Below are 21,304 nucleotides of genomic sequence, written 5' to 3'. Positions count from 1 at the left end.
ACCTTATTCCTCCATCTGATTGAGTTGACGACTGCGGATCTCTTCAAGCAGTTTAGTCATGAATTCGTTGACATCAAGGCTACCTAAATCTTTACCACGACGGGTACGTACAGCAACTTTGCCTGATTCAACTTCTTTATCACCACATACTAGCATGTAAGGGACTCGACGCAGCGTGTGTTCGCGGATTTTAAAGCCAATTTTCTCATTACGTAAATCTGCTTTCGCGCGAATGCCAACACTTTGCAGCTTGCTAACTAATTCTTGAACATAATCAGCTTGGCTATCCGTTATGTTCATTACAACCACTTGTTGTGGTGCTAACCATGTTGGGAAAAAGCCTGCGTATTCTTCTGTTAAAATACCAATAAAGCGCTCAAGTGAACCCAATACAGCACGGTGGATCATAACAGGAACGATACGTTCGTTATTTTCGCCTACATAGGAAGCGGTTAAACGGCCCGGCAAGAAGAAGTCTAACTGGACGGTACCGCATTGCCATGCACGGTCAAGGCAGTCATACAGTGTAAATTCAATTTTAGGACCATAGAATGCGCCTTCGCCTGGTTGGTATTCGAATTCAATACCTTTTGATTTCAGAGCGTTAGCTAAGTCTTCTTCCGCTCTGTCCCACATCTCGTCAGTACCGATACGTTTTTCAGGGCGAGTTGATAGTTTCACAACAATCTTTTCAAAACCAAAAGTTGCGTAAACATCATAAATCATTTCAATACAACTGGTTACTTCACTTAAAATTTGTTCTTCTGTACAGAAGATATGTGCATCATCTTGAGTAAAGCCACGCACACGCATCAAACCATGTAAAGCACCTGATGGCTCATTACGGTGACAGCTACCAAATTCTGCCATACGTAATGGTAAGTCACGATAAGATTTCAAACCTTGGTTAAAGATTTGTACGTGACCAGGGCAGTTCATTGGTTTTACACAATACTCACGGTTTTCTGATGAAGTCGTGAACATTGCATCTTTATAGTTATCCCAGTGACCTGTTTTTTCCCACAGTACGCGATCCATCATGAATGGACCTTTAACTTCTTGATAGTTATAAGCTTTCAGTTTCGTACGTACAAAAGTTTCCAGTTCACGGAAAATTGTCCAACCATCATTATGCCAGAACGCCATACCTGGCGCTTCTTCTTGCATATGATATAAATCTAATTGTTTACCGATTTTACGGTGGTCACGCTTAGCGGCTTCTTCTAAACGCAATAAATAGGCTGCCAATTGTTTCTTATCAGCCCATGCGGTACCGTAGATACGCTGCAACATTTTATTGTCGCTGTTACCACGCCAATACGCGCCAGCCACTTTTTGCAATTTGAAGTGGTGACAAAAACGCATATTAGGTACATGTGGACCACGACACATATCAACATATTCTTCATGGTGATATAAACCAGGGCGATCATCTTGGCTAATATTTTGATCCAAGATTTCAACTTTATAGTCTTCGCCGCGGGCAACAAATGTCTCACGAGCTTCGCTCCAAGAAACACGTTTTTTCACCACATCATAATCTGTTTTGGCAAGCTCAAGCATACGCTTCTCTAGCTTTTCCAAATCTTCCTGCGTCAGCGTATGGTCTAAATCGACATCATAATAAAAACCGTTGTCGATAGTTGGACCGATTGCCATTTTGGTGTTTGGCCATAATTGCTTGATGGCATGACCTAACAAGTGAGCACAAGAGTGACGAATAATTTCGAGTCCGTCGTCATCTTTACTCGTAATAATTGACACATTAGCATCATGTTCAATCATTTCACACGCATCAACACGTTCGCCATTAATGCGACCGGCGATACACGCTTTTGCTAGACCCGCGCCAATATCGCGAGCCACGTCCATCACAGAAACAGGATGGTCAAACTGACGCTGACTTCCATCAGGAAGAGTAATAACAGGCATTAAAAAATCCTTATCAGCAGTGGTGACCCACACGCCAGATCACTTGCTTGATTATTCCAAAATTATAAATCAATACGTTACTAACGATTTCTCACTTCACTATGCGAGATATGTACACAATTCTAGTTAAATTAAGATAACATAAATTGATACATCGCGAGTAACTCAACTATCAATGATAACACAGACATAATTTATGGCGATAGCGCAAAGCCGTTTATTGTTCTTCTTCATAAGAAAAATCAATACCTTCCCAATTAAATGGCGAATAAACCATCCAAAGCAGGAAATAGTTTTTCTTTTTCTTTGAAATACACCCTATACCAAAGAGATCCACTAGGCGCCGTTAATTCTTCAATGATTAAGTTACCTTGTTTAAGAGTAATATATCGCTGAATTGATACCCATAACGTATACCCAAGATATACCACTCCAATCAAGGTAAGTATTTGTACATTGATATTATCTAATCCCCATATTTGCCAAAGAATATAGCTACAAAATATAACTTGAATTAAAACCCTAATCATAAATGCATTGCTGAAAAATGACTGGGCGTGCTGTAATGTTGCAAAACAGGGGTTAGCTAATGTCTGCCTTTTCTCTTCAACTGGAATACCTTGGATATAAACCATCCAATCTGATGTATCACTGTTTTTTAGTATTACTCCCTTTTCTTTCATTGCATGTATTTTGAACGATACCAATACTGCCCATCCCACACCAATAACCAGTAAATATGCGATAAAAGTACTTACAGAAAAAAATGCAAGGAACAAACTAATAACAATCAAACACGCTAACTTACCTGAATTAATCCAAAATGGAGCCACTTGATAATTCATTAATTACCTTAGCCTGTGCGTTATAGAAAAATAGACTCAATCATAGATGAGAATAAGTCTCATTAATATGATTTTATAACCAACGCCTCGTTTGTTTGTGATAACTATCCCATTCTGCTTTAAAGGATTTAGCTAAAAAGTTTTCTTCTTGCGGAATTGTATATAAATCGGTTACTAGCCAGAATACTAAGCCAGAAACTAAGAAATATGGGGAATGTGTTAATAGAGCCAGTGCCAAACTCATGGAAGTAAAAGCCAGATACATGGGGTTGCGGGATAATCGATATGGGCCATTTGTGATGAGGTGCGTTGCCCGCACACTCGGATTAGGCGATGTTTTATGTTTATAAAAATAAAATAAACTTGTTGCCACCCAACTGACACTTTCTAGAGCAACTAAAATCCCTAAAACCCCCAGCCAGCCAGAAAAATACCAATCTAACGCACCTTGTTTAAAAAGAAAATAAACTGCAACGCCATTCGCAATTAGCCAATTCAACAATGGAAATTTTAGAATTTTCATTATGCTGCCTTAAACTCAAAAATAAGGTAATCAGCATATTATAAAACAATAGAAAGGCTTTGTATGGGATATTACCAAGCAAAATAACTAACCCAAAAAATTAATTATTAGGCCCTAAAGAGAATACACTTTTTAATCCTTCTAATTTGCTATACTCCTGCTGGCATACAAGGTCACGAACATCTGACGGCATTGCATCAATCCTTGCTTGGATATTCGTCAGTTGCTCATCTAAGCTATTCATACCCTTAATATCTACAATGTCTTGGTTAACTTTAAGGTAGCTTGCAAAGTTTTGCAGATTATCCTCTAAGCTATCACAGACATTATTGCTCACTAAACTTTTAGGTAAAATTGTACTAAGCGATGTTGGCAATAGTTGAGATATAGTTGGATAAATATTTTGTTTCCACTGCTGAGGGAAAACAATCAAAATCATTGCGGTAGCCAAAACCAACAACATTGACGCCCCTGCGAATGTCGCTATGAGTTTTTTCATACCTATTCCTATTTCTTTAATAATTCATTAAAAATAGGATATATCACTCTACGTAAAGCTATTTTTAAAATTAAAAATCATTTGTAAAGAAATTCTCAGGCTTATTTAATAAAATTTCATACCCTCATAAGGGGCTTTTTGGCAGCTTTTTAAACGCTGCAATAAGCCACCCACATGCAGTTCTAATTTGTGCCCATCAGGGTCAAGAAAATAAAATGATTTCCCCTCACTCTTATTTTCTTTCCAAACAATGACATTAGCCTGTTTTAGTTTGGCAACACAGATAGGAAAATCTGCCTCACTAACTGTAAAAGCATAATGAGTGTAATCTGTTTCGGTATGTGAAAAAGATAAGCGTGTTTTATCTAAAGATAAACATAACCATAAATCCCCACAGGAGATATACGCTCCATTTTTCCAACTTGCATGTAGCTTCATACCAAGTAATGATTGATAAAAGAAGATGCTTTTCTCAACATCAGTCACTGCAATGGTTAAATGGTTAATTCCAACTAACATACTATTTTTCATCCTATATGAACGCTAAACGATTTCTTTTAATGAATTTACATAAACTACCAGTAAATAACATTGTAACCGTTACAATCTATAACACATCAACATTAAGACAACCTGTTAATAGATGCCCTTAACCTTTTTATGACCCCCATAAAAAGGTTTTTTTTTGCCTATTATAATTGAATACTTTTAGCTCATCCACATATGTCTATGTTATTGATAAAGTTAATTGAGTTATTCACAAAGGAAACTGAGGGTTATCCACAGTTAATGTGAACAACTTTTTCGTCCCAGTACTCATTTGTAGTTTACATAAATTCTTAATCGTATTTTGTTTTAATATTAAAACATTAATCTAGGTAGATATGCTAAGGTACAGATCTATAACAAATTTTGTTATCATCTAAGATAAGGGTACTCATCTATCTAAACTGGGAGCTTGTATTTAATCACTATGACAAATTTCCTCGAGCTATTTCAAGCTGTTGGTATTGGCCTTGTTTTATTGCTTCCACTCGCTAACCCTTTAACAGCGATTGCGGTCATGCTCAGTATTTCCGCAAATATGACCAAAGAGCAACGTGATCACCAATCGTTACTCGCTTCTATTTATGTATTCGCAATTATGACTATAGCCTTTTATGCAGGCCAATTAGTGATGAATACATTTGGTATATCAATACCTGGGCTTCGTATTGCAGGTGGGTTAATTGTTGCATTTATTGGTTTTGGTATGTTATTTCCCAGTAATGATTCAGGAGAAGACCAAACAGCAGCGGCCCTTGATGACCCTAATGTCCCTAAAAAACGCCAAGAGTCACCCAGTATTGCCTTTGTTCCATTAGCAATGCCAAGTACTGCGGGGCCAGGTACTATTGCGATGATCATCAGCTCAACGGCCTCATTGCAAGGGAATGTCAGCTTTGCTCCTTGGGTATTAAAAGTAGCGCCAGTACTCACCTTTTTAATTGCGAGTCTAATCGTGTGGATTGGTTTGAGAGGTGCGACATCAATTATGCGATGGTTAGGAAATAGCGGTATTGATGCAATAGCCCGTGTAATGGGTTTCTTATTAATCTGTATGGGAGTGCAATTTGTTATCAACGGTATTGTTGAGATTGTCGCGCAACTCCCACACTTATTGAAGGAATATCAGTAAGACATCGCTAATGCATTGTATGCATTTTTAACTTTCCACAAATAGCGCGGAGCTTGTGGTGCGGGATGCTTAGTTTGAACGTGTTGATAAAACTCTTCAGGTGATAAACTATTAATCATAGCTATTGCCCTACTTTTATCATTATCAAACGTTCTTAATAGTGCCCCTGCGCCATTCACATAAGCCACAACTGTTGCGTAATATAACGTTTGCGGGTGGCTAATACCTGCAAGCTGCTGCTCCCTCAAAATTCGAATATATGCAGTGCCTATATCAATATTTTTTCGAGGGTCTTTTAAATCGCTAGAACTAGGTTCACCGGACTTTCCTTGATAACGATAAGCGTCTCTCCCCGCAGTTGATGCTTTAATTTGCATCAAACCAATCGCATTTGATTTGCTTACAACTTCCGGCCTGAAATTCGACTCTACCTCAATGATGGCCCTAATTAAAGTTTCATCAATACTGTAGCGGGCTGCTGAGTCCCGAATAAATTCATCAAAAGGAGTGCGAGGGAATACACCATTTTGTGTCGTCGCTGGCAAGGTGTTAGGGTTATCCAACATTCGTTGCTTCGCCACTGGTCTATCTGGTTCACTAGAACAACCAGCAAGTAGCAGTAACAGAATAGCCCCGCTAATCATTTTCTTCACTATTATAATCCTCTGCTACTTAAGCCGATGGAAGAATAACTAATCCTAGGAAAAATAAAATTATTTTACTTAACTTTTACTTCAGGACGTGTTTTAGTCATACAAAATAACAATAAAAACCAGCATTTCATAATGGGTATGTATGTTATTCCACAATATTTGTGTTTATTTACTCAAACGATATTGATTATCATTATCAGTTGAGTTATAAAATGTAATTGTTATAAACCTTAACAACTATATGCTAGAAAACGCTAAACCAATAATGTCAGGGTCAATTTTTATGAAGAAGAATTTATCTCGTTTATCTGCACCTCTAATAACAACCTTATTTGTGCTAACGGCAATTATATTTGCTAGCCAACCCGCCTTTGCGAAAAAGTTTAAAGTTGTTACTACTTTTACAATTATTCAAGACATAGCACAAAATGTAGCTGGTGATGCCGCAATTGTCGAGTCAATAACCAAACCGGGTGCTGAAATTCACGGGTATCAGCCAACCCCTAAAGACATAATGAAAGCCTACGATGCGGATTTAATCCTATGGAATGGTATGAATTTAGAAGTTTGGTTCCAACGTTTCTTTGAAAACTTCAAAAATGTCCCTGCTGTCGTGGTAACCGAAGGGATTGAACCCATGCCAATCCGTGAGGGTGAATATAAAGATAACCCGAACCCTCATGCATGGATGTCACCCGCTAACGCTAAAATATATATAGAAAATATCCGTGAAGCCTTAGTGAAATATGATCCTGAAAATGCTGAAGTATATAATGCAAATGCCAAAAAATATGCGGCGCAAATTGCAGCACTTGACGCTCCGCTTCGCGAACGTTTAAACCGTATCCCAGAAAACGAACGTTGGTTGGTGTCAAGTGAAGGGGCATTTAGCTATTTAACTAAAGATTATGGCTTTAAAGAGGTTTATTTGTGGCCGATTAATGCTGAAGAGCAAGGTTCTCCACAGCAAGTTAAAAAAGTCATTGATACTGTACGCAAATATAAGATCCCTGTCGTATTTAGCGAAAGTACGATTTCTGATAAGCCAGCTCGTCAGGTCAGTAAAGAAACAGGGGCAAAATATGGCGGTGTATTATATGTAGACTCATTATCCACTGCTGATGGTCCTGTACCCACTTATATTGACCTGTTAAATACGACTGTAGACACGATAGCGAAAGGATTTTCACAGTAATATGAATCACTCTAATCAATTCGAACACCCGAATCTTATCGTCGATGATGCAACTGTAACCTATAACAATGGCCATACAGCTATCTATGACGCAAGCTTCAATATCTCAGGTGGCTCTATTTGTGCTCTCGTTGGCGTAAATGGGAGTGGTAAATCGACGCTGTTTAAAACGATTATGGGGCTAGTCACCCCATCTTCTGGCAGTGTAATGTTAAACGAACAACCCATCAAAGCTGCCTTAAAAGAAAACGTCATTGCTTATGTTCCACAAACAGAAGAAGTTGACTGGAATTTTCCCGTTTTAGTTTCAGATGTTGTGATGATGGGGCGTTACGGAAAAATGGGTTTTTTCCGTATTCCCAAACAAGCAGATAAAGATGCCGTAAAAATGGCGCTAGATAGAGTTGACCTTACAGGGCTTGAGCATCGTCAGATAGGCGAACTCTCCGGTGGTCAAAAGAAACGGGTTTTTCTCGCTCGGGCTCTCGCACAAGAAGGTAAAGTTCTATTACTTGATGAACCGTTTACCGGTGTTGATGTTAAAACAGAAAATGCCATTATCGACCTATTACGCAGTTTGCGGGATGAAGGGCACCTGATTTTAGTTTCAACCCATAATTTAGGGAGTGTTCCTGAATTTTGTGATCATGTGATTTTAATTAATCGCACTGTATTGGCGAGTGGTCCGACCGAAACCACATTTACACAACGAAATTTACAACAAGCCTTTGGTGGGGTCTTGCGCCATATCAACTTGTCAGGTCAAGAACTTCATGACGACGATGACCCGCGTTCTGTTACTGTTATTACCGATGATGAAAGAGCTGCTGTCTTCTATGGTCATGACCATGATGCGCCAGTTCGAAAAAATCAAACTAAGGGTTCCGAATGATTGAAATGTTATTACAGCCCTTTCAATATGACTTTATGGTAAAAGCCATTTGGGTAAGCGCCATTGTCGGTGCAGTCTGTGCTTTTTTATCTGCATATTTGATGTTAAAGGGCTGGTCATTAATGGGAGACGCACTTTCCCACTCCGTTGTTCCAGGCGTGGCTGGTGCTTATGCGTTAGGTTTACCTTATGCTGCGGGGGCTTTCTTTACTGGTATCCTTGCGGCACTTGCCATGACATTAATAAAACATTTAACGCGGTTACGTGAAGATGCTGTCATAGGCTTTATTTTTTCCACATTTTTCGCTGCAGGTTTATTGATTGTTTCTTTAAACCCGACTTCAGTAAATGTGCAAAGTATTATTTTCGGTAATATTTTAGGCATTGCTGATGCTGATGTCTTACAAGTAGAAATTATTATCGGTGTTTCATTCATCGTTTTACTATGTCTATGGAAAGATTTATTAGCCGTCTTTTTCGATGAAAGCCATGCTCGTTCTATTGGGTTAAACCCGTTACGTCTGAAAATTATTTTCTTCACGTTATTAAGTGCTTGTACGGTCGCAGCATTACAAACTGTTGGCGCTATATTAGTTATTGCCATGGTAGTTACCCCAGGAGCAACCGCATATTTATTAACTGATCAGTTTAAGCGCTTACTTATAATTTCAGTTACCATTGGCACAGTCACGAGCGCAGTTGGTGCTTATATCAGCTATTTCCTTAATGGTGCTACTGGTGGTCTTATCGTCACATTACAAACCATTATTTTCCTGCTGGCATTCTTCTTTGCACCTAAACACGGTATTTTTGCTTCACGCCGTAAGGCAAGGAAAGAAGTCGCCCAGCTCCACCAATCACACCAACAAGGAGCATCTCATGAGTGATTTTATTGACGTATTGATGGCTCCGTTTGCATTTCCATTTATGCAAAAAGCACTCGTTACCGCAATAGTCACTGGGACCGTCTGTGCTATTCTCTCGTGTTTTTTGGTGTTAAAGGGCTGGTCACTAATGGGGGATGCTATTTCCCATGCTGTTTTGCCGGGTATTATTATCGCTTCAGTATTAGGTATCCCACTCGCTATTGGGGCATTTGCTTCGGGTTTATTCTGTGCTGTTGCAACAGGTTATTTAAAAGAAAATAGCCGAATAAAAGAAGATACGGTTATGGGGATCGTTTTCTCAGGTATGTTTGCCATTGGTTTGGTTATGTTTGCCAAAATCGATACTGAGCAGCACCTCACACATATTCTTTTTGGTGATATTTTAGGGATAACCAATAGTGAGTTTAAACAGATTTTACTGTTTGCCGGAATCACCATCGCAATTATTTTACTGAAGCGTAAAGACTTTATGCTTTATTGCTTTGATCCAAACCAAGCCCGTGTGATTGGCCTACCCGTCAAGCTGATTCATTATGGTTTACTGTCTTTACTTGCATTAACCATTGTCGCTTCACTGCAAGCTGTTGGGATCATTCTGGTTATTGCCATGCTGATCTCACCGGGAATTATTGCGTTTGTTCTGTGTCGGAGCTTCGGAAAAATGCTCGTTGTCGCGATTATCGCTTCGGTAACATCAAGTGTGATAGGAACTATTCTAAGCTTCCATATCAACGCTACCACTGGGCCAACAATTGTAGTGACTCAAGCAGTTTATTTTGTAATTGCTCTGTTATATAGCAAATTAGTGTTAGCTCGAAAAAGAAACCAAACTAACCCTCAAAGTATGCATACCGCATAATGCATTGAGAGAAAAAATAAAAGCTGAACCGCTGTATGATAAGTTCAGCTTTTTCCTTTCTGAATAAAGATAACATACAAACACTTTGGCATACTGATATCCCTCCTCTTTTATTGATAAAATTATTAACTAACAACACTATTAAAATGGTTAATTATTTTCTCCAGCAGACCTCGGGGTTAATTAATAAAAAACAAGTAAACCGAACCGCCTCTGCAATAACCTAGATTTAGGTTTTATACCTGATAATTATTCAGTTTTTTCGTGATACCCTCTTATTTTTAAACAATTATCACTGTTAATTCCTAAATTATCACTATAGTATTGTATTAATGAATACCAAAGCAGAGGCGAGGTGAGTCATGTGGCAAGCAATGTGTCGTTTATTAAGTGAACACTTAGGTGAGGCAGAGCTACGTAACAAAGTCATTCTCTCTGGTGGTGATATTCACCATACGCTACGAATTGACTACGGCGACCATACCGTGTTCATTAAGCAAAATCGGCGTGAATTTTTACCTTTGTTCAAGCAAGAAGCCGAACAACTTGAAATGCTCGCTAAAAGCCAAACCATAACTGTACCAAAGGTTTATGGTGTAGGTAGTAACAAACACCACAGCTTTCTTCTTCTCGAATATTTTCCTCTTAAACCCTTTGATAGCACCAACGCTTGGCACTTTGGTCAACAATTAGCAAGGTTACATCAATGGGAAGAGCAACCCAGCTATGGGTTTGATTTTGATACCATGCTAAGCACTGTGGTTCAGCCCAATGGTTGGGAAAAGCGCTGGAATTCATTCTTTGCAGAAAAGCGGATTGGCTTACAATTACAACTTGCCTCAGAAAAAGGGATGGTTTTTGCCGATATTCAGCAAATTGTCGATATTGTTAAACACAAGCTAGCAGGTCACCAACCCCAACCCTCTCTTTTACACGGCGATTTATGGCCTGCTAACTGCTCTATCACCCATCAAATTGATGGCGTACTTTATGACCCAGCATGTTATTGGGGAGATAGAGAATGTGATATTGCTATGCTCCCACTATATAAAGAATTACCAATACAAATTATTGATGGCTACCAAAGCGTTTGGCCACTTCCAAATGGTTTTTTAGATAGGCAACCCATTTACCAGTTGTATTATTTAATCAATCAAGCCCATATTTTTGGTAATGAACAAAGTTATCAATTAGCACGTACTATTGTAGATAACCTACTCAACGAAAAATAACTTTTTAGCAACTCTAATCACAAAGTATCAACCAGCCAAATAAGTTGCGTTATGAATTAGCGGTAAATACTGATATCTCGGGGAGCATACCTAAGTATGTGCCCCGAGTCGCTAAACACAGCTAACACTCTCATAACGTAAAATTTGAAAATCACCAGTTCAAGAAACGTAATAGAAAATACAAGGCAATTCCTAAAACAATAGGCCAAAAATAAAGAATAAAAAATTGTGTAAAAATAGTGTGCCGTGGAATAGTCACTTTTGCTTCGAGTTCTTCTTTGGAAATTACTAACCCCTTCGCTTTTTCTATAATCACGTGGTCTTCTAAGCTTTCGCGGATAAATTTAATTTGCCGGTACATACGTAAACCTGAAGCACTAAGCGCTAGCCCAACAAAAATAAAGATAAAAATAATGATAAAACCAATATTGCTACCTGAAAAGCCATTCGCGACTTGAGGCACTGGTGAGTTATTCCAAAAGAAATTTAAAAACGGTGTCGTTTGACGTACCATTTCAGCCATTAATTTAATAAAGTCATTGGCAACCGCATTAATGCCTTCACCTGCAAGCCCTTTCATGCCAGCAAGTTTAATTAAAGACGCTAACGTCGAAATTAATGCTACCAGAAAAACAACCCACCCAAAAATACGTTTGCCGATCGCGACATAATTGGCATTGTGGTAATTCATTACTGCTTTTCCTCAGAGTTATTATTCTTGATAAACTTTCATGGCTAATAATAGCTGAAATAATGAAATGCCTCCAAATTTCAATTCATTATTGATAGTAATAATTCGACTTTCAGAATGTTCAACATACTAACATCCTGGGTTCAAGGCGATTTATCGCGCAGAATGCCTAATTATCTTGCCATAAAGCTGATAATACTGATGTCAATTAATACGAATATTAGCCCTTTGCTGGTACTATAGTTGGCTCGTTAATTAATACGACCTGAATGGAGTTTTGATATGTACCATAACCTTCCCATCCAATCGGTTATTTTTGATATGGATGGTTTATTGATCGACTCGGAACCTTTCTGGGCACAGGCTGAACTTGAAGTTTTTTCACAACTTGGTGTCGACGTTTCAATTGCAGATACCCTGCCTGATACACTGGGTTTACGTATTGACCATGTGGTTGAACTTTGGTACCACGCTTCCCCTTGGCAAGGATGTAGCCAAGAAGAAGCCAAACAACGAATTATTGACCGAGTTGTTGGCTTAGTTGAAGAAACTCGCCCCATTTTGCCAGGCGTACAACATGCGATGGAACTTTGCCGCTCGATGGATCTAAAAATAGCCCTCGCTTCAGCTTCCCCCCTGTACATGTTAGAAAAAGTGTTAAACTTACTGGATATTCGTGACTACTTTTCTGCCGTCGTTTCCGCAGCGGATTTACCGATGAGTAAACCACACCCAGAAGTTTACCTTAAAGCAGCCTCTGAATTATCAACTAAACCAATTAATTGTGTTTCATTGGAAGACTCTTTTAACGGTATGATTTCTGCGAAGGCTGCAAGAATGCGCTCTATTGTTGTGCCTGATAGCCAGCATTTTAATGACCCTCGCTTTGGCTTAGCCGATATCAAACTCACCTCTTTGAATGAGTTAAAGGCTGAGCATTTACGTTAAGAATCAGTATGTTGATTAATTATCACTCACCCCTGCCTACTTAGGTAGGGGATTTGCTTAAAAATATAAAATCCTTTCCTTATTTGCTAATAAATAAGAGTTTTTTTACCTTTCTGCCTCTATCATATTCTTTTCAAACACTTTATACTGCCAATTAACTGTATAGATAAACAGATGGTATTTTATCCACCATGACTGCTGAAGGGCATCTGCTTTTTTCCGTCGCCTCTTTAATAATGGCCCATAAACTTCAACTCACCCCTGAGCTTGCTCAAGGTGATTGGCTACACATGGTTCCGGGTGCATTATTAGGCGCGTTATTGCCCGATATTGACCACCCTTCATCTCTTCCCGGCAGGTTGCTACGCATTTTTTCATTACCAATTTCTAAACTCTGCGGTCACCGGGGTTTTACTCATAGCTTAGTTGCATGGTTACTAGTAATGGCAGCTTGTTATCAATGGATGCCAGTAGAATGGCAAGTGCCAAATGACCTTATTCAAGCCTTTTTATTAGGTTACCTCAGCCACCTAATCGCCGATATGCTTACACCATCTGGTGTACCGTTTTTATGGCCATTACCTCAACGTTTTTGTTTTCCCATCATTCGAGGGAAAAATAGCAAACGAACAGAGCGTTTTATTGCTGTTATTTTGACGGTTTGTGCCTGTTTTTTGCCTATTGGATACCAACTGGATTTTTATAGCCAAATTGAGAATGTGATAAAATACATTCATTATCAGTTAGATACTCACTTTGCTATCTAAATTAAAGTTTTGTCATATACTGTAAGTATGAATAATACTATCTTATTACTATTTGATATAAGAAATGTGCTTTTTCTATTGATAACATATAACCAGTTGTTTGAAGCAACTAAATCCTTATAACCATTAAGGATTAAAGGGCAAGTAACATACCTTATAAAAATATGATTTGGAGTTCGGAATGAATATTCCTCTAATTATTAATGTGCTCGGCTTTGTAGCACTGCTAATACTGTTGGCAAAACTGGGAGCTAAAGGCTGGAGCCTATCTAAAAAAGTGTTAGTAGGTCTGGTTTTTGGTGTCGCCTATGGCGTTATACTGCACCTAGTTTATGGCAGTGGTCATCAAACGGTAAAAGACTCCATTCTATGGTTTAATATTGTTGGTAATGGTTATGTTCAGCTATTACAAATGGTAATTATGCCATTAGTGTTTGCTTCAATTTTAAGCGCAGTAGCAAGGCTACATAAAGCGTCATCACTGGGTAAAATTAGTTTTTTAACCATTGGTACATTGTTGTTTACCACGGCTATTGCCGCATTAGTTGGTATTTTAATTGCTAACGTATTTGGTTTGACTGCTGAAGGCCTAGTCCAAGGCCAGTCAGAAACAGCTCGCCTATCCGCTATTGAAAGTAACTACATTGGTAAAGTCTCTGACTTAACTGTACCTCAGTTAATCTTATCCTTTATCCCTAAAAACCCATTCGCAGATTTAACCGGTGCTAATCCAACATCGATAATCAGTGTCGTTATCTTTGCTGCCTTTTTAGGGGTAGCCGCTTTACAACTGTTTAAAGATGACAAAGAGCGCGGTGAAAAAGCATTAGCAGCAATTGATGTATTACAAGCATGGGCGATGAAGTTAGTTCGCTTAGTGATGCGTTTAACCCCTTATGGTGTTATGGCGCTAATGATTAAAGTGGTTGCGAGTTCGAATCTTCACGACATTATTAACTTGGGTACTTTCGTTGTCGCATCCTATGTGGCACTAGCCATCATGTTTGTTGTACACGGTATATTGGTTACCTCTACCGGCTTAAACCCAATTAAATTCTTTAAGAAGGCAGGCCCTGTATTAACATTTGCATTTACGAGCCGTTCGAGCGCAGCAAGTATTCCATTAAATATTGAAACACAAACTCGTCGTTTCGGTATTCCTGAATCTATTGCCAGTTTCTCAGCCTCTTTTGGGGCAACCATTGGTCAAAATGGTTGTGCCGGTATTTACCCTGCTATGTTAGCCGTCATGGTGGCACCAACAATGGGGATTAACCCATTTGATCCCCTCTGGATCGCAACGTTAGTTGGTATTGTCACAATCAGTTCAGCGGGGGTTGCTGGTGTCGGTGGTGGCGCAACATTCGCAGCATTAATTGTGTTGCCAGCAATGGGGCTACCCGTCACTTTAGTCGCACTATTAATCTCTGTTGAACCATTAATTGATATGGGTCGTACCGCATTAAACGTCAGTGGTTCAATGACCGCCGGTACGGTGACGAGCCAACTTATGGGAGAAACGGATAAAACCGTATTTAACCAAGACGATGATGGCGAATTAAAGCATGTCTAGTTTTTAAACACTCATCGATACAAAAACCTGCTTATTAGCAGGTTTTTTATTGCTGTAAATTTATGATTAATCACATTAACCCTGCATTTAATAATAAAACGCGGGCTTTTATACTGAAAATTATTGCCATCAACTAACATAACATTAGATAATAAAATCTGAGCAACGTTTTCTTGAGCTTCCTGCTTGTGTTGCGTCATCCCATTTTCTATGGGAATTCTATCAACATTTATTTGTGGTTTTTAATATGACTAATGTCCATATACTAAAAACTGATCCTTCAGATAACCCCTGTATAAGCTGCGGTGCTTGTTGCGCCTATTTTCGTGTCTCATTTTATTGGGCTGAAGCCGAAAGCGGCGGCGGTGTTGTTCCCCAACATTTAACTGAGCAGATTACGCCGTTTATGAGCTGTATGCAGGGTACTAACCAAAAACAAAACACCCGTTGTACCGCCCTAGAAGGTACAATAGGCAAATGTGTATCTTGTTCCATTTATGCTCAAAGGCCTACGCCGTGTCGTGAATTTGAGCAATCTTGGCAGGATGGAATATATAATGAAGCCTGTGACAGAGCGCGAGCAGCGCATGGTTTACCGCCTTTAGAGCCTCACCACCCGCAAATCGCTTGCTAACCGTCAATGACCCAGAGTTCTCTGGGTTATCTTTTCTGGTTATGAATAAAAGTTGATTGCCCGCGCTCTTGCAAACAAATGCTATGAAGCTAATTTAAACAATTTCATTCATGACTTGCATAGCTAACTCGAAGGAATATAAACGTGCTTGATGATCGAAAATTTGACCATTTACCATGATTTCATCGGCTTGAGTTTGGCGTAAAATGGTTTGTAAACCGTAACCCACCTTAGTTTTATCCCCCACTAATGACATCCCCAATGCTTGTTGCACACCAAATTCCTCTGCTGGCGACCAAATGTTTTCCATACTTTCAACAGGGGCGGGAAGCTGCGATGGCTGACCTCGGCGTAACATAACGAAAGCTTGTTGCATCGACGTAAATAAAAACTCGGCCTCGCGCTGGGTGTCTGCCGCAATAATATTAATGCAGACCATGGCATAAGGTTTTGACAACCGTGATGATGGCTTAAAGTTAGCACGATAAACCTCAAGTGCTTGCAGCAGCAAGTCCGGTGCAAAATGTGAAGCAAACGCAAATGGTAACCCCATTTGAGCCGCTAACCTCGCACTGTATAAGCTTGAGCCAAGTAGCCATACGGGGATTTTCTCACCATACCCAGGAACCGGGCGTACCGCAGGCTCTGGGTTAGTTGCATCAAACCAACTCACGATTTGTGCTACATCTTGCGGGAAATTATCAATATCCGTATTCATATGACGACGTAATGCTTGCATTGTCCTTTGGTCACTTCCAGGAGCTCGCCCAATACCTAAATCAATTCGCTCAGGATACAACGTATTAAGTGTGCCAAATTGCTCGGCTATCACCAATGGTGAATGGTTCGGTAACATGACGCCCCCAGAACCAAGTCTCAAAGTGTGAGTATTCGCGGCAAGGTAGCCAATTAACACTGAAGTCGCAGCACTAGCTATCCCTGTCATATTATGGTGCTCTGCCAACCAATAACGGTGATAACCCAATTTTTCCGCTAATTTTGCGATATCAAGGGAATGAGCGAAAGCCTCCTTGGCTGTGGAACCTTGAATAATTGGTGCTAAATCAAGCAAAGAAAGGGGTGTTTTTTTATCAGACATATACGCTCACTTTGTTAGGGTTTTATTGATATAGAACCTAACTTACCATCGTAGACTATCCGATTTGATGTCTCCAGTGCTTAAGTTCCCATTAGCACAAGAGGTCTAAAAATGTAAAAAAAAGTCTACTAACCCACTGTTTTCTCATGAATATGAATTAAGATTGAACAAAAAGTGCAGTAATTAAGGAGCTTCAGTCAGCGGAGGTAAAAGCGATTGCGGGTGGAAATCAATTGGTTAACTATTGGTTCATCACCAATATAAAGGAAATCGCAATGAAAAAAATAACTACCAGTTTATTTGCCCTAACGTTAATGTCTATCGGCTTTGCTGCGACAGCAGCAAACATCGGCAATGGAGGGAATAACCACATGCCACGTCAACATATGGGAAATGGCAATCACCATAATATGGTTTATAACGTGGCGGAACAGACAACTACCCCAAATGAAACAATAAAAAAGCTGGCGGATAATACACCTAAAATTGAAGATGGCAAACGCTACATGGTTAAAGTAACCGTGATGGAAGTCCCTGAATTTAAGAACATAACTCCAATGCCGATGCCTAAAGCTAACAATACACCAGTAACCCAGTAGTAAGCTATATCAGTTAACTTACATGGCGTTATCGGCAAAACCTTTTTTATCGATAACTATAATCGACTAGCCTTATAAGATAGAAGCCGATATCTTAGCCACATAATAAAGAGTTCTATATATCCTACGATTGCCTCTGTTTATCAGGGGCTTTTTTTTGAACTTTTTCTGAATTTTATCCCCTCTTCTAGTAATAATACCTAATAGCGACTAACCTTATTTAAGCAGATATTTATTTGCTGCTTATGATTTATTCCTCGGTTTTCATATTTTTAACCACAAAAGTCAGGAGCCTACCATGGGGTATTATGAATTAAAAAAATCCACCAAAGATGTTGCTCAGCCTTATTATTTCGTTTTAAAAGCAGCTAACCATGAGATCATTGCGACAAGTGAAATGTATGCATCTAAACAATCTGCATTAAAAGGTATTGCGTCAGTACAAACCAATGGCCCTTCTGAGACGATTAAAGACTTAACCGCTTAATTGATAGCCCCTACTTTCTTTAGGTAGGGGCTTTATCGCGCTAATTACAATTAGTTGTATTCTAAATTAACCGAAGTAGCGCAGTGACAATTGCCGCAGACAAGACTATGACAATAAATGGTTTTTTATACCATGTAAGTACGCCTGCAACTAACACCCCTACTATTTTTTGCCAATCCGACAACTGTTCTCCTGAAAATAATGTAGAGGTTACGGCCACAGAAAACAAAATAATAATTGCTGCCGCTGAAAAAAGGGCTTTGCTATTTTCTGATAAAATCACCCGGCCTCTAAGTAATGCACCAGATGCGCGCATTAAATAAGTACCGACCGCTAGTAGTAAAACCCCGCAAAATATTAACCATGGGCTGTTTGTCATGACTATTTCCTTATATAAATAACTAGGCTCAATAATGCGAGTAAAACAGGTATCCCAGCAGGTAAGACGGGGGTTACCAAAACAGCAATAACGGCGCCCACAATGGCCGTAATCCGTAAGCGTTTATCCGTGAGCGCAGGCAATGAAAGCGCTAAAATAATCGCAGGAAACATAGCATCCATGCCATAGACATGTGTGTCACTGATTAAACTGCCTAATACTTCCCCAATCAGTACACCTATAGGCCAACAAAGTAAAATCCCGACCCCACACAGCCAAAATGCGGCGCGTTTTTCTGTATTTGTTTCTTGTGCTAAGCCAAATACAACGCTTTCATCGTTCATGATGTGGTAACCCAATAGCGCTTTTGCCCCCTTGCCTGTTAGGTCACTAACCGCAAAACTAAAAGGAATATGCCTTGAATTAACCAGTAGACCCGCTAAGGCAGCTGAAATGGGGCTTCCCCCTGAAAAAATAACCCCAATAAATAAAAATTCAGAGGCTCCAGCAAGTACTAAAATAGATAACGTCAGAGGGACCCACCAATCAAAACCTTGAGAAAGGGCAAGTGCACCATATGAAATACCGACAATTAAGTCCGCAATACAAACGAGAGCGATATTTTTCACTGTGCTATTATTAAGTGTTGAAGTTAGCATTTTCCAATCGTTCGATATAAAATACATTTGTTCATTATGTCGATCTTTACTATAAAGTGCAATCAATACTCAGAAAAATTCAAGTTGCAGGTAGGTGACAAATGCGTAAGCCTCATCATCTGTAGCGAGTATTATAAATAGGATAAAAAATTGAACTTACCTTCGCCCCCCATTGAGTTGATCTCCAAAGCACTGGCTCGTGAAAGGCAAAAAAATGGGTTATCGTTGTCCGAGTTATCTCGTAAAGCAGGTATTGCGAAGTCGACCTTATCGCAATTGGAATCTGGTAGTGGTAACCCAAGTATCGAAACCTTATGGGCGCTTTGTGTTGCGTTAGATATCCCTTTTGCTCGTTTAATTGAAGAAAAACAAGATGCTGTCACTGTGATACGCCACGGGGAAGCCCTTCCCGTCAGTGCGGAACATGCTAATTATTTAGCATTTTTATTATCATCTGCACCTAATGATTCACGACGTGATATTTATACTGTTATTGCCCAACCGGGTCGTGACCGTATTTCAGAACCACATATGCATGGTGTAAGTGAACATATCATTATTATGGCCGGTAGGGCTTTGGTTGGCCCATTAGATAACCCTGTCGAGTTAAAAGTTGGGGATTATATTCATTATCCAGGAGATGAGCCGCATATCATGCGAGCCTTAGAACCCAATACGATGGCCGTTATGGTCATAGAGAAACAAAATTGACATCATAAATACCTATAACACTCTAATAGCCATAGACTATATTAATTGGAGCTTAAAACATGCCCTACTATGATGAAATTATCGAAAAAGTTGACCGGCTCATTGGTGAAAACTCTGTTCACCATATGAATGAAATGCTAATGCAGTTATCCCATGACCCACAACTCAATGAAGACCAACGTTTTACACAACAACAGCGTCTAAGGGAGGCTATATTTGCCCATCATAATGTATAGCGACCAAATACTTAGCCGCTATACTGAGTGTTAATAAACAAAATAAATAGGCAACAAAGTCAAAGGGAGGCCCGGTATAGGTAGAATAACGAGCCCTAAGAGCATTAACATACTCAATTAAAATGCCTGCTGCTGTAAATAGGCCCATGCATATTGTGCATGTAACTCAGCCCCCGTCGCCATCGTATCTTCATCGATATTAAAACAGCCGTGGTGATGTGCCCATTGCGTATCCTTCTCAGCATTCCCGGTACCTAGCAACGCAAAACACCCCGGAATATCTTCAATGTAGAAGCTGAAGTCCTCGCCCCCTGGGGTTGGCCTTTCGTTGATCAACGCTTGCTCACCAAAGGCTTGCGAAATAACTGACTGAGCAAGCAGTGCGCTGCGCTCTTCATTGATCACAGGTAAAGTCCCATAAATATAATCGACTTGTGCTGTTGCACCATAAATCGCTGCAGTATGTTCTGCATAACGGCGGATAGCGGCTTCAATACGATTACGCGTTTCAATATCGAAACACCGTACCGTTCCGTCCAATACCGCATTTTCAGCGATAACATTAAAGCGAGTTCCCACTTCCATTTTACCAATCGTTACCACTGCTGAATCTAATGATGAGGTTTCACGAGAAACAATAGCTTGTAAATTCATCACAAAAGCCGAAGCAACAACCGCAGCGTCTATTGTCGCCTCTGGCATAGAACCGTGCCCACCTCGCCCTTTAAAGGTGACTTTTAATAAATCCGCAGACGCAAATGAACCGCCAACATTACAAGAAACTTTGCCTGATGGCGTCGTTGTCCAAATGTGCATACCAAACACGTTATCCACATTTTCGATAGCCCCTTGTTTGATCATCGCTAATGCACCCTGAGCAATCTCTTCCGCAGGTTGAAAAATCAAACGCACATTGCCGGCTAACTCTTCACGTACCTCGTATAGTGCTTTGGCCGCGGTTAACAACATGGCTGTGTGTGCATCATGACCGCAGGCATGCATTTTCCCTGCTGTAGTGGATTTATATTCTAACGAATCGTTTAATTCCAATACGGGTAACGCATCAATATCAGCACGTAATGCAACGGTTTTGCCTGGCTTCGCCCCCTTGATTTCAGCGATAACCCCTGTTGGCTCAGTTAAGCGATATTCTATGCCTATTTTGTCTAATTCTTCGGCAATACGTTTTGTTGTACGTACTTCTTCAAATGGCAATTCAGGATGAGCATGTAAATCACGTCGAAATGCAATCATTTCTTGAGTATGTTTTTTGATTGCGGCTGTAATAGTTTTGCTGATCATTTTTCTACCTTTTACCCCATCACA

25 protein-coding genes are annotated in these 21,304 nt (G+C 39.7%); 14 read left to right on the top strand and 11 right to left on the bottom strand.

All coding sequences use genetic code 11. The features are described from left to right. Nucleotides 1-3: 3 nt before the first annotated feature. The 5 genes from thrS to fos all read right to left on the bottom strand — a co-directional run bounded on the left by thrS (nt 4) and on the right by fos (nt 4,318). On the bottom strand, nt 4-1,932 hold the full coding sequence (gene thrS, locus RB151_RS09585; RefSeq protein ID WP_042844073.1) for a threonine--tRNA ligase: 1,929 nt from the start codon (nt 1,930-1,932) through the stop codon (nt 4-6). Nucleotides 1,933-2,189: 257 nt separating this feature from the next. Next, entirely contained in the window at nt 2,190-2,777 is a 588-nt protein-coding gene (locus RB151_RS09580; protein ID WP_048606987.1) for a hypothetical protein, read from the bottom strand. Between the two features lie 73 nt (nt 2,778-2,850). Continuing rightward, complete coding sequence (locus RB151_RS09575) at nt 2,851-3,300, bottom strand: methyltransferase family protein (RefSeq protein WP_042844075.1); 450 nt, start codon at nt 3,298-3,300, stop codon at nt 2,851-2,853. 100 nt (nt 3,301-3,400) lie between these two features. After that, nucleotides 3,401-3,799: a hypothetical protein gene (locus tag RB151_RS09570; protein ID WP_042844076.1), complete on the bottom strand. Its 399-nt coding sequence runs from the start codon at nt 3,797-3,799 to the stop codon at nt 3,401-3,403. A gap of 105 nt (nt 3,800-3,904) precedes the next feature. Beyond that, nucleotides 3,905-4,318 carry a fosfomycin resistance glutathione transferase gene (gene fos, locus RB151_RS09565; protein ID WP_071548017.1) on the bottom strand — a complete coding sequence of 138 codons (414 nt, stop codon included), beginning with the start codon at nt 4,316-4,318 and terminating at the stop codon, nt 3,905-3,907. Between the two features lie 454 nt (nt 4,319-4,772). Here fos and RB151_RS09560 point away from each other — a divergent pair, with 454 nt between their 5' ends. Beyond that, nucleotides 4,773-5,477, top strand: a complete 705-nt coding sequence (locus RB151_RS09560) for a MarC family NAAT transporter (protein WP_042844079.1) — start codon at nt 4,773-4,775, stop codon at nt 5,475-5,477. Here the strand turns inward: RB151_RS09560 and RB151_RS09555 are convergent. Further along, nucleotides 5,471-6,130, bottom strand: coding sequence for a transglycosylase SLT domain-containing protein (locus RB151_RS09555; RefSeq protein ID WP_042844080.1), 660 nt, complete (start codon nt 6,128-6,130; stop codon nt 5,471-5,473). The genes RB151_RS09560 and RB151_RS09555 overlap by 7 nt on opposite strands. Before the next feature lie 283 nt (nt 6,131-6,413). On the opposite strand from RB151_RS09555, the gene RB151_RS09550 reads away from it, so the two are divergent. The 5 genes from RB151_RS09550 to RB151_RS09530 all read left to right on the top strand — a co-directional run bounded on the left by RB151_RS09550 (nt 6,414) and on the right by RB151_RS09530 (nt 11,195). Continuing rightward, entirely contained in the window at nt 6,414-7,325 is a 912-nt protein-coding gene (locus tag RB151_RS09550) for a metal ABC transporter substrate-binding protein (RefSeq protein ID WP_071548016.1), read from the top strand. A gap of 1 nt (nt 7,326) precedes the next feature. Next, the gene (locus RB151_RS09545) at nt 7,327-8,217 is read left to right on the top strand and encodes a manganese/iron ABC transporter ATP-binding protein (protein WP_042844082.1); all 891 of its coding nucleotides are present in this window, start codon (nt 7,327-7,329) and stop codon (nt 8,215-8,217) included. Continuing rightward, nucleotides 8,214-9,104, top strand: a complete 891-nt coding sequence (locus RB151_RS09540; protein ID WP_042844083.1) for a metal ABC transporter permease — start codon at nt 8,214-8,216, stop codon at nt 9,102-9,104. The genes RB151_RS09545 and RB151_RS09540 overlap by 4 nt, the downstream gene beginning before the upstream one ends. Beyond that, complete coding sequence (locus tag RB151_RS09535) at nt 9,097-9,963, top strand: metal ABC transporter permease (RefSeq protein ID WP_042844084.1); 867 nt, start codon at nt 9,097-9,099, stop codon at nt 9,961-9,963. Before RB151_RS09540 ends, RB151_RS09535 begins: the two co-directional genes overlap by 8 nt. Nucleotides 9,964-10,325: 362 nt before the next feature. Continuing rightward, entirely contained in the window at nt 10,326-11,195 is an 870-nt protein-coding gene (locus tag RB151_RS09530; RefSeq protein ID WP_042844086.1) for a fructosamine kinase family protein, read from the top strand. Nucleotides 11,196-11,346: 151 nt separating this feature from the next. On the opposite strand, the gene RB151_RS09525 is transcribed toward RB151_RS09530, so the two are convergent. Continuing rightward, a complete protein-coding gene (locus tag RB151_RS09525) occupies nt 11,347-11,886 on the bottom strand; it encodes a YniB family protein (protein WP_071548015.1) in 540 nt (179 codons plus the stop codon). 282 nt (nt 11,887-12,168) lie between these two features. On the opposite strand from RB151_RS09525, the gene hxpB reads away from it, so the two are divergent. The 4 genes from hxpB to RB151_RS09500 all read left to right on the top strand — a co-directional run bounded on the left by hxpB (nt 12,169) and on the right by RB151_RS09500 (nt 15,808). Next, a complete protein-coding gene (hxpB, locus tag RB151_RS09520; RefSeq protein WP_042844088.1) occupies nt 12,169-12,834 on the top strand; it encodes a hexitol phosphatase HxpB in 666 nt (221 codons plus the stop codon). Nucleotides 12,835-13,025: 191 nt separating this feature from the next. Further along, nucleotides 13,026-13,601, top strand: coding sequence for a metal-dependent hydrolase (locus tag RB151_RS09515; RefSeq protein WP_042844089.1), 576 nt, complete (start codon nt 13,026-13,028; stop codon nt 13,599-13,601). A gap of 181 nt (nt 13,602-13,782) precedes the next feature. Beyond that, entirely contained in the window at nt 13,783-15,174 is a 1,392-nt protein-coding gene (locus RB151_RS09510) for an L-cystine transporter (RefSeq protein ID WP_042844090.1), read from the top strand. 247 nt (nt 15,175-15,421) lie between these two features. Beyond that, the gene (locus RB151_RS09500; RefSeq protein WP_042844092.1) at nt 15,422-15,808 is read left to right on the top strand and encodes a YkgJ family cysteine cluster protein; all 387 of its coding nucleotides are present in this window, start codon (nt 15,422-15,424) and stop codon (nt 15,806-15,808) included. Nucleotides 15,809-15,902: 94 nt separating this feature from the next. On the opposite strand, the gene RB151_RS09495 is transcribed toward RB151_RS09500, so the two are convergent. Continuing rightward, a complete protein-coding gene (locus RB151_RS09495; protein ID WP_042844093.1) occupies nt 15,903-16,907 on the bottom strand; it encodes a luciferase-like monooxygenase in 1,005 nt (334 codons plus the stop codon). Between the two features lie 275 nt (nt 16,908-17,182). Here RB151_RS09495 and RB151_RS09490 point away from each other — a divergent pair, with 275 nt between their 5' ends. After that, nucleotides 17,183-17,506, top strand: coding sequence for a hypothetical protein (locus tag RB151_RS09490; protein WP_042844094.1), 324 nt, complete (start codon nt 17,183-17,185; stop codon nt 17,504-17,506). 298 nt (nt 17,507-17,804) lie between these two features. Next, a complete protein-coding gene (locus RB151_RS09485; RefSeq protein WP_042844096.1) occupies nt 17,805-17,993 on the top strand; it encodes a YegP family protein in 189 nt (62 codons plus the stop codon). Between the two features lie 61 nt (nt 17,994-18,054). On the opposite strand, the gene RB151_RS09480 is transcribed toward RB151_RS09485, so the two are convergent. Both RB151_RS09480 and RB151_RS09475 read right to left on the bottom strand, forming a co-directional pair. Next, nucleotides 18,055-18,372 (bottom strand): AzlD domain-containing protein, encoded by a 318-nt coding sequence (locus RB151_RS09480; RefSeq protein ID WP_042844097.1) that lies wholly within the window; start codon nt 18,370-18,372, stop codon nt 18,055-18,057. A gap of 2 nt (nt 18,373-18,374) precedes the next feature. Next, nucleotides 18,375-19,031, bottom strand: a complete 657-nt coding sequence (locus RB151_RS09475) for an AzlC family ABC transporter permease (RefSeq protein WP_042844099.1) — start codon at nt 19,029-19,031, stop codon at nt 18,375-18,377. A 150-nt stretch (nt 19,032-19,181) separates the two neighbouring features. Between RB151_RS09475 and RB151_RS09470 the strand changes: the two genes are divergently transcribed. Next, entirely contained in the window at nt 19,182-19,742 is a 561-nt protein-coding gene (locus RB151_RS09470) for a helix-turn-helix domain-containing protein (RefSeq protein ID WP_042844101.1), read from the top strand. A 59-nt stretch (nt 19,743-19,801) separates the two neighbouring features. Next, the gene (locus tag RB151_RS09465) at nt 19,802-19,978 is read left to right on the top strand and encodes a DUF2526 family protein (protein ID WP_071548014.1); all 177 of its coding nucleotides are present in this window, start codon (nt 19,802-19,804) and stop codon (nt 19,976-19,978) included. A 117-nt stretch (nt 19,979-20,095) separates the two neighbouring features. Here the strand turns inward: RB151_RS09465 and RB151_RS09460 are convergent, their stop codons facing one another. Then, on the bottom strand, nt 20,096-21,280 hold the full coding sequence (locus RB151_RS09460; protein ID WP_048606980.1) for an amidohydrolase: 1,185 nt from the start codon (nt 21,278-21,280) through the stop codon (nt 20,096-20,098). Nucleotides 21,281-21,304: the final 24 nt, after the last annotated feature.

This window comes from Providencia rettgeri (assembly GCF_001874625.1).
Classification (GTDB): domain Bacteria; phylum Pseudomonadota; class Gammaproteobacteria; order Enterobacterales; family Enterobacteriaceae; genus Providencia; species Providencia huashanensis.
This window is presented reverse-complemented; position numbering and strand designations above follow the sequence as displayed.

What these genes read in the sequence shown, in the direction of transcription:
- thrS (WP_042844073.1), bottom strand. Translation starts at nt 1,932, where the DNA reads ATGCCTGTTATTACTCTTCCTGATGGAAGTCAGCGTCAGTTTGACCAT.
- RB151_RS09580 (WP_048606987.1), bottom strand. Translation starts at nt 2,777, where the DNA reads ATGAATTATCAAGTGGCTCCATTTTGGATTAATTCAGGTAAGTTAGCG.
- RB151_RS09575 (WP_042844075.1), bottom strand. Translation starts at nt 3,300, where the DNA reads ATGAAAATTCTAAAATTTCCATTGTTGAATTGGCTAATTGCGAATGGC.
- RB151_RS09570 (WP_042844076.1), bottom strand. Translation starts at nt 3,799, where the DNA reads ATGAAAAAACTCATAGCGACATTCGCAGGGGCGTCAATGTTGTTGGTT.
- fos (WP_071548017.1), bottom strand. Translation starts at nt 4,318, where the DNA reads ATGTTAGTTGGAATTAACCATTTAACCATTGCAGTGACTGATGTTGAG.
- RB151_RS09560 (WP_042844079.1), top strand. Translation starts at nt 4,773, where the DNA reads ATGACAAATTTCCTCGAGCTATTTCAAGCTGTTGGTATTGGCCTTGTT.
- RB151_RS09550 (WP_071548016.1), top strand. Translation starts at nt 6,414, where the DNA reads ATGAAGAAGAATTTATCTCGTTTATCTGCACCTCTAATAACAACCTTA.
- RB151_RS09545 (WP_042844082.1), top strand. Translation starts at nt 7,327, where the DNA reads ATGAATCACTCTAATCAATTCGAACACCCGAATCTTATCGTCGATGAT.
- RB151_RS09540 (WP_042844083.1), top strand. Translation starts at nt 8,214, where the DNA reads ATGATTGAAATGTTATTACAGCCCTTTCAATATGACTTTATGGTAAAA.
- RB151_RS09535 (WP_042844084.1), top strand. Translation starts at nt 9,097, where the DNA reads ATGAGTGATTTTATTGACGTATTGATGGCTCCGTTTGCATTTCCATTT.
- RB151_RS09530 (WP_042844086.1), top strand. Translation starts at nt 10,326, where the DNA reads ATGTGGCAAGCAATGTGTCGTTTATTAAGTGAACACTTAGGTGAGGCA.
- RB151_RS09525 (WP_071548015.1), bottom strand. Translation starts at nt 11,886, where the DNA reads ATGAATTACCACAATGCCAATTATGTCGCGATCGGCAAACGTATTTTT.
- hxpB (WP_042844088.1), top strand. Translation starts at nt 12,169, where the DNA reads ATGTACCATAACCTTCCCATCCAATCGGTTATTTTTGATATGGATGGT.
- RB151_RS09515 (WP_042844089.1), top strand. Translation starts at nt 13,026, where the DNA reads ATGACTGCTGAAGGGCATCTGCTTTTTTCCGTCGCCTCTTTAATAATG.
- RB151_RS09510 (WP_042844090.1), top strand. Translation starts at nt 13,783, where the DNA reads ATGAATATTCCTCTAATTATTAATGTGCTCGGCTTTGTAGCACTGCTA.
- RB151_RS09500 (WP_042844092.1), top strand. Translation starts at nt 15,422, where the DNA reads ATGACTAATGTCCATATACTAAAAACTGATCCTTCAGATAACCCCTGT.
- RB151_RS09495 (WP_042844093.1), bottom strand. Translation starts at nt 16,907, where the DNA reads ATGTCTGATAAAAAAACACCCCTTTCTTTGCTTGATTTAGCACCAATT.
- RB151_RS09490 (WP_042844094.1), top strand. Translation starts at nt 17,183, where the DNA reads ATGAAAAAAATAACTACCAGTTTATTTGCCCTAACGTTAATGTCTATC.
- RB151_RS09485 (WP_042844096.1), top strand. Translation starts at nt 17,805, where the DNA reads ATGGGGTATTATGAATTAAAAAAATCCACCAAAGATGTTGCTCAGCCT.
- RB151_RS09480 (WP_042844097.1), bottom strand. Translation starts at nt 18,372, where the DNA reads ATGACAAACAGCCCATGGTTAATATTTTGCGGGGTTTTACTACTAGCG.
- RB151_RS09475 (WP_042844099.1), bottom strand. Translation starts at nt 19,031, where the DNA reads ATGCTAACTTCAACACTTAATAATAGCACAGTGAAAAATATCGCTCTC.
- RB151_RS09465 (WP_071548014.1), top strand. Translation starts at nt 19,802, where the DNA reads ATGCCCTACTATGATGAAATTATCGAAAAAGTTGACCGGCTCATTGGT.
- RB151_RS09460 (WP_048606980.1), bottom strand. Translation starts at nt 21,280, where the DNA reads ATGATCAGCAAAACTATTACAGCCGCAATCAAAAAACATACTCAAGAA.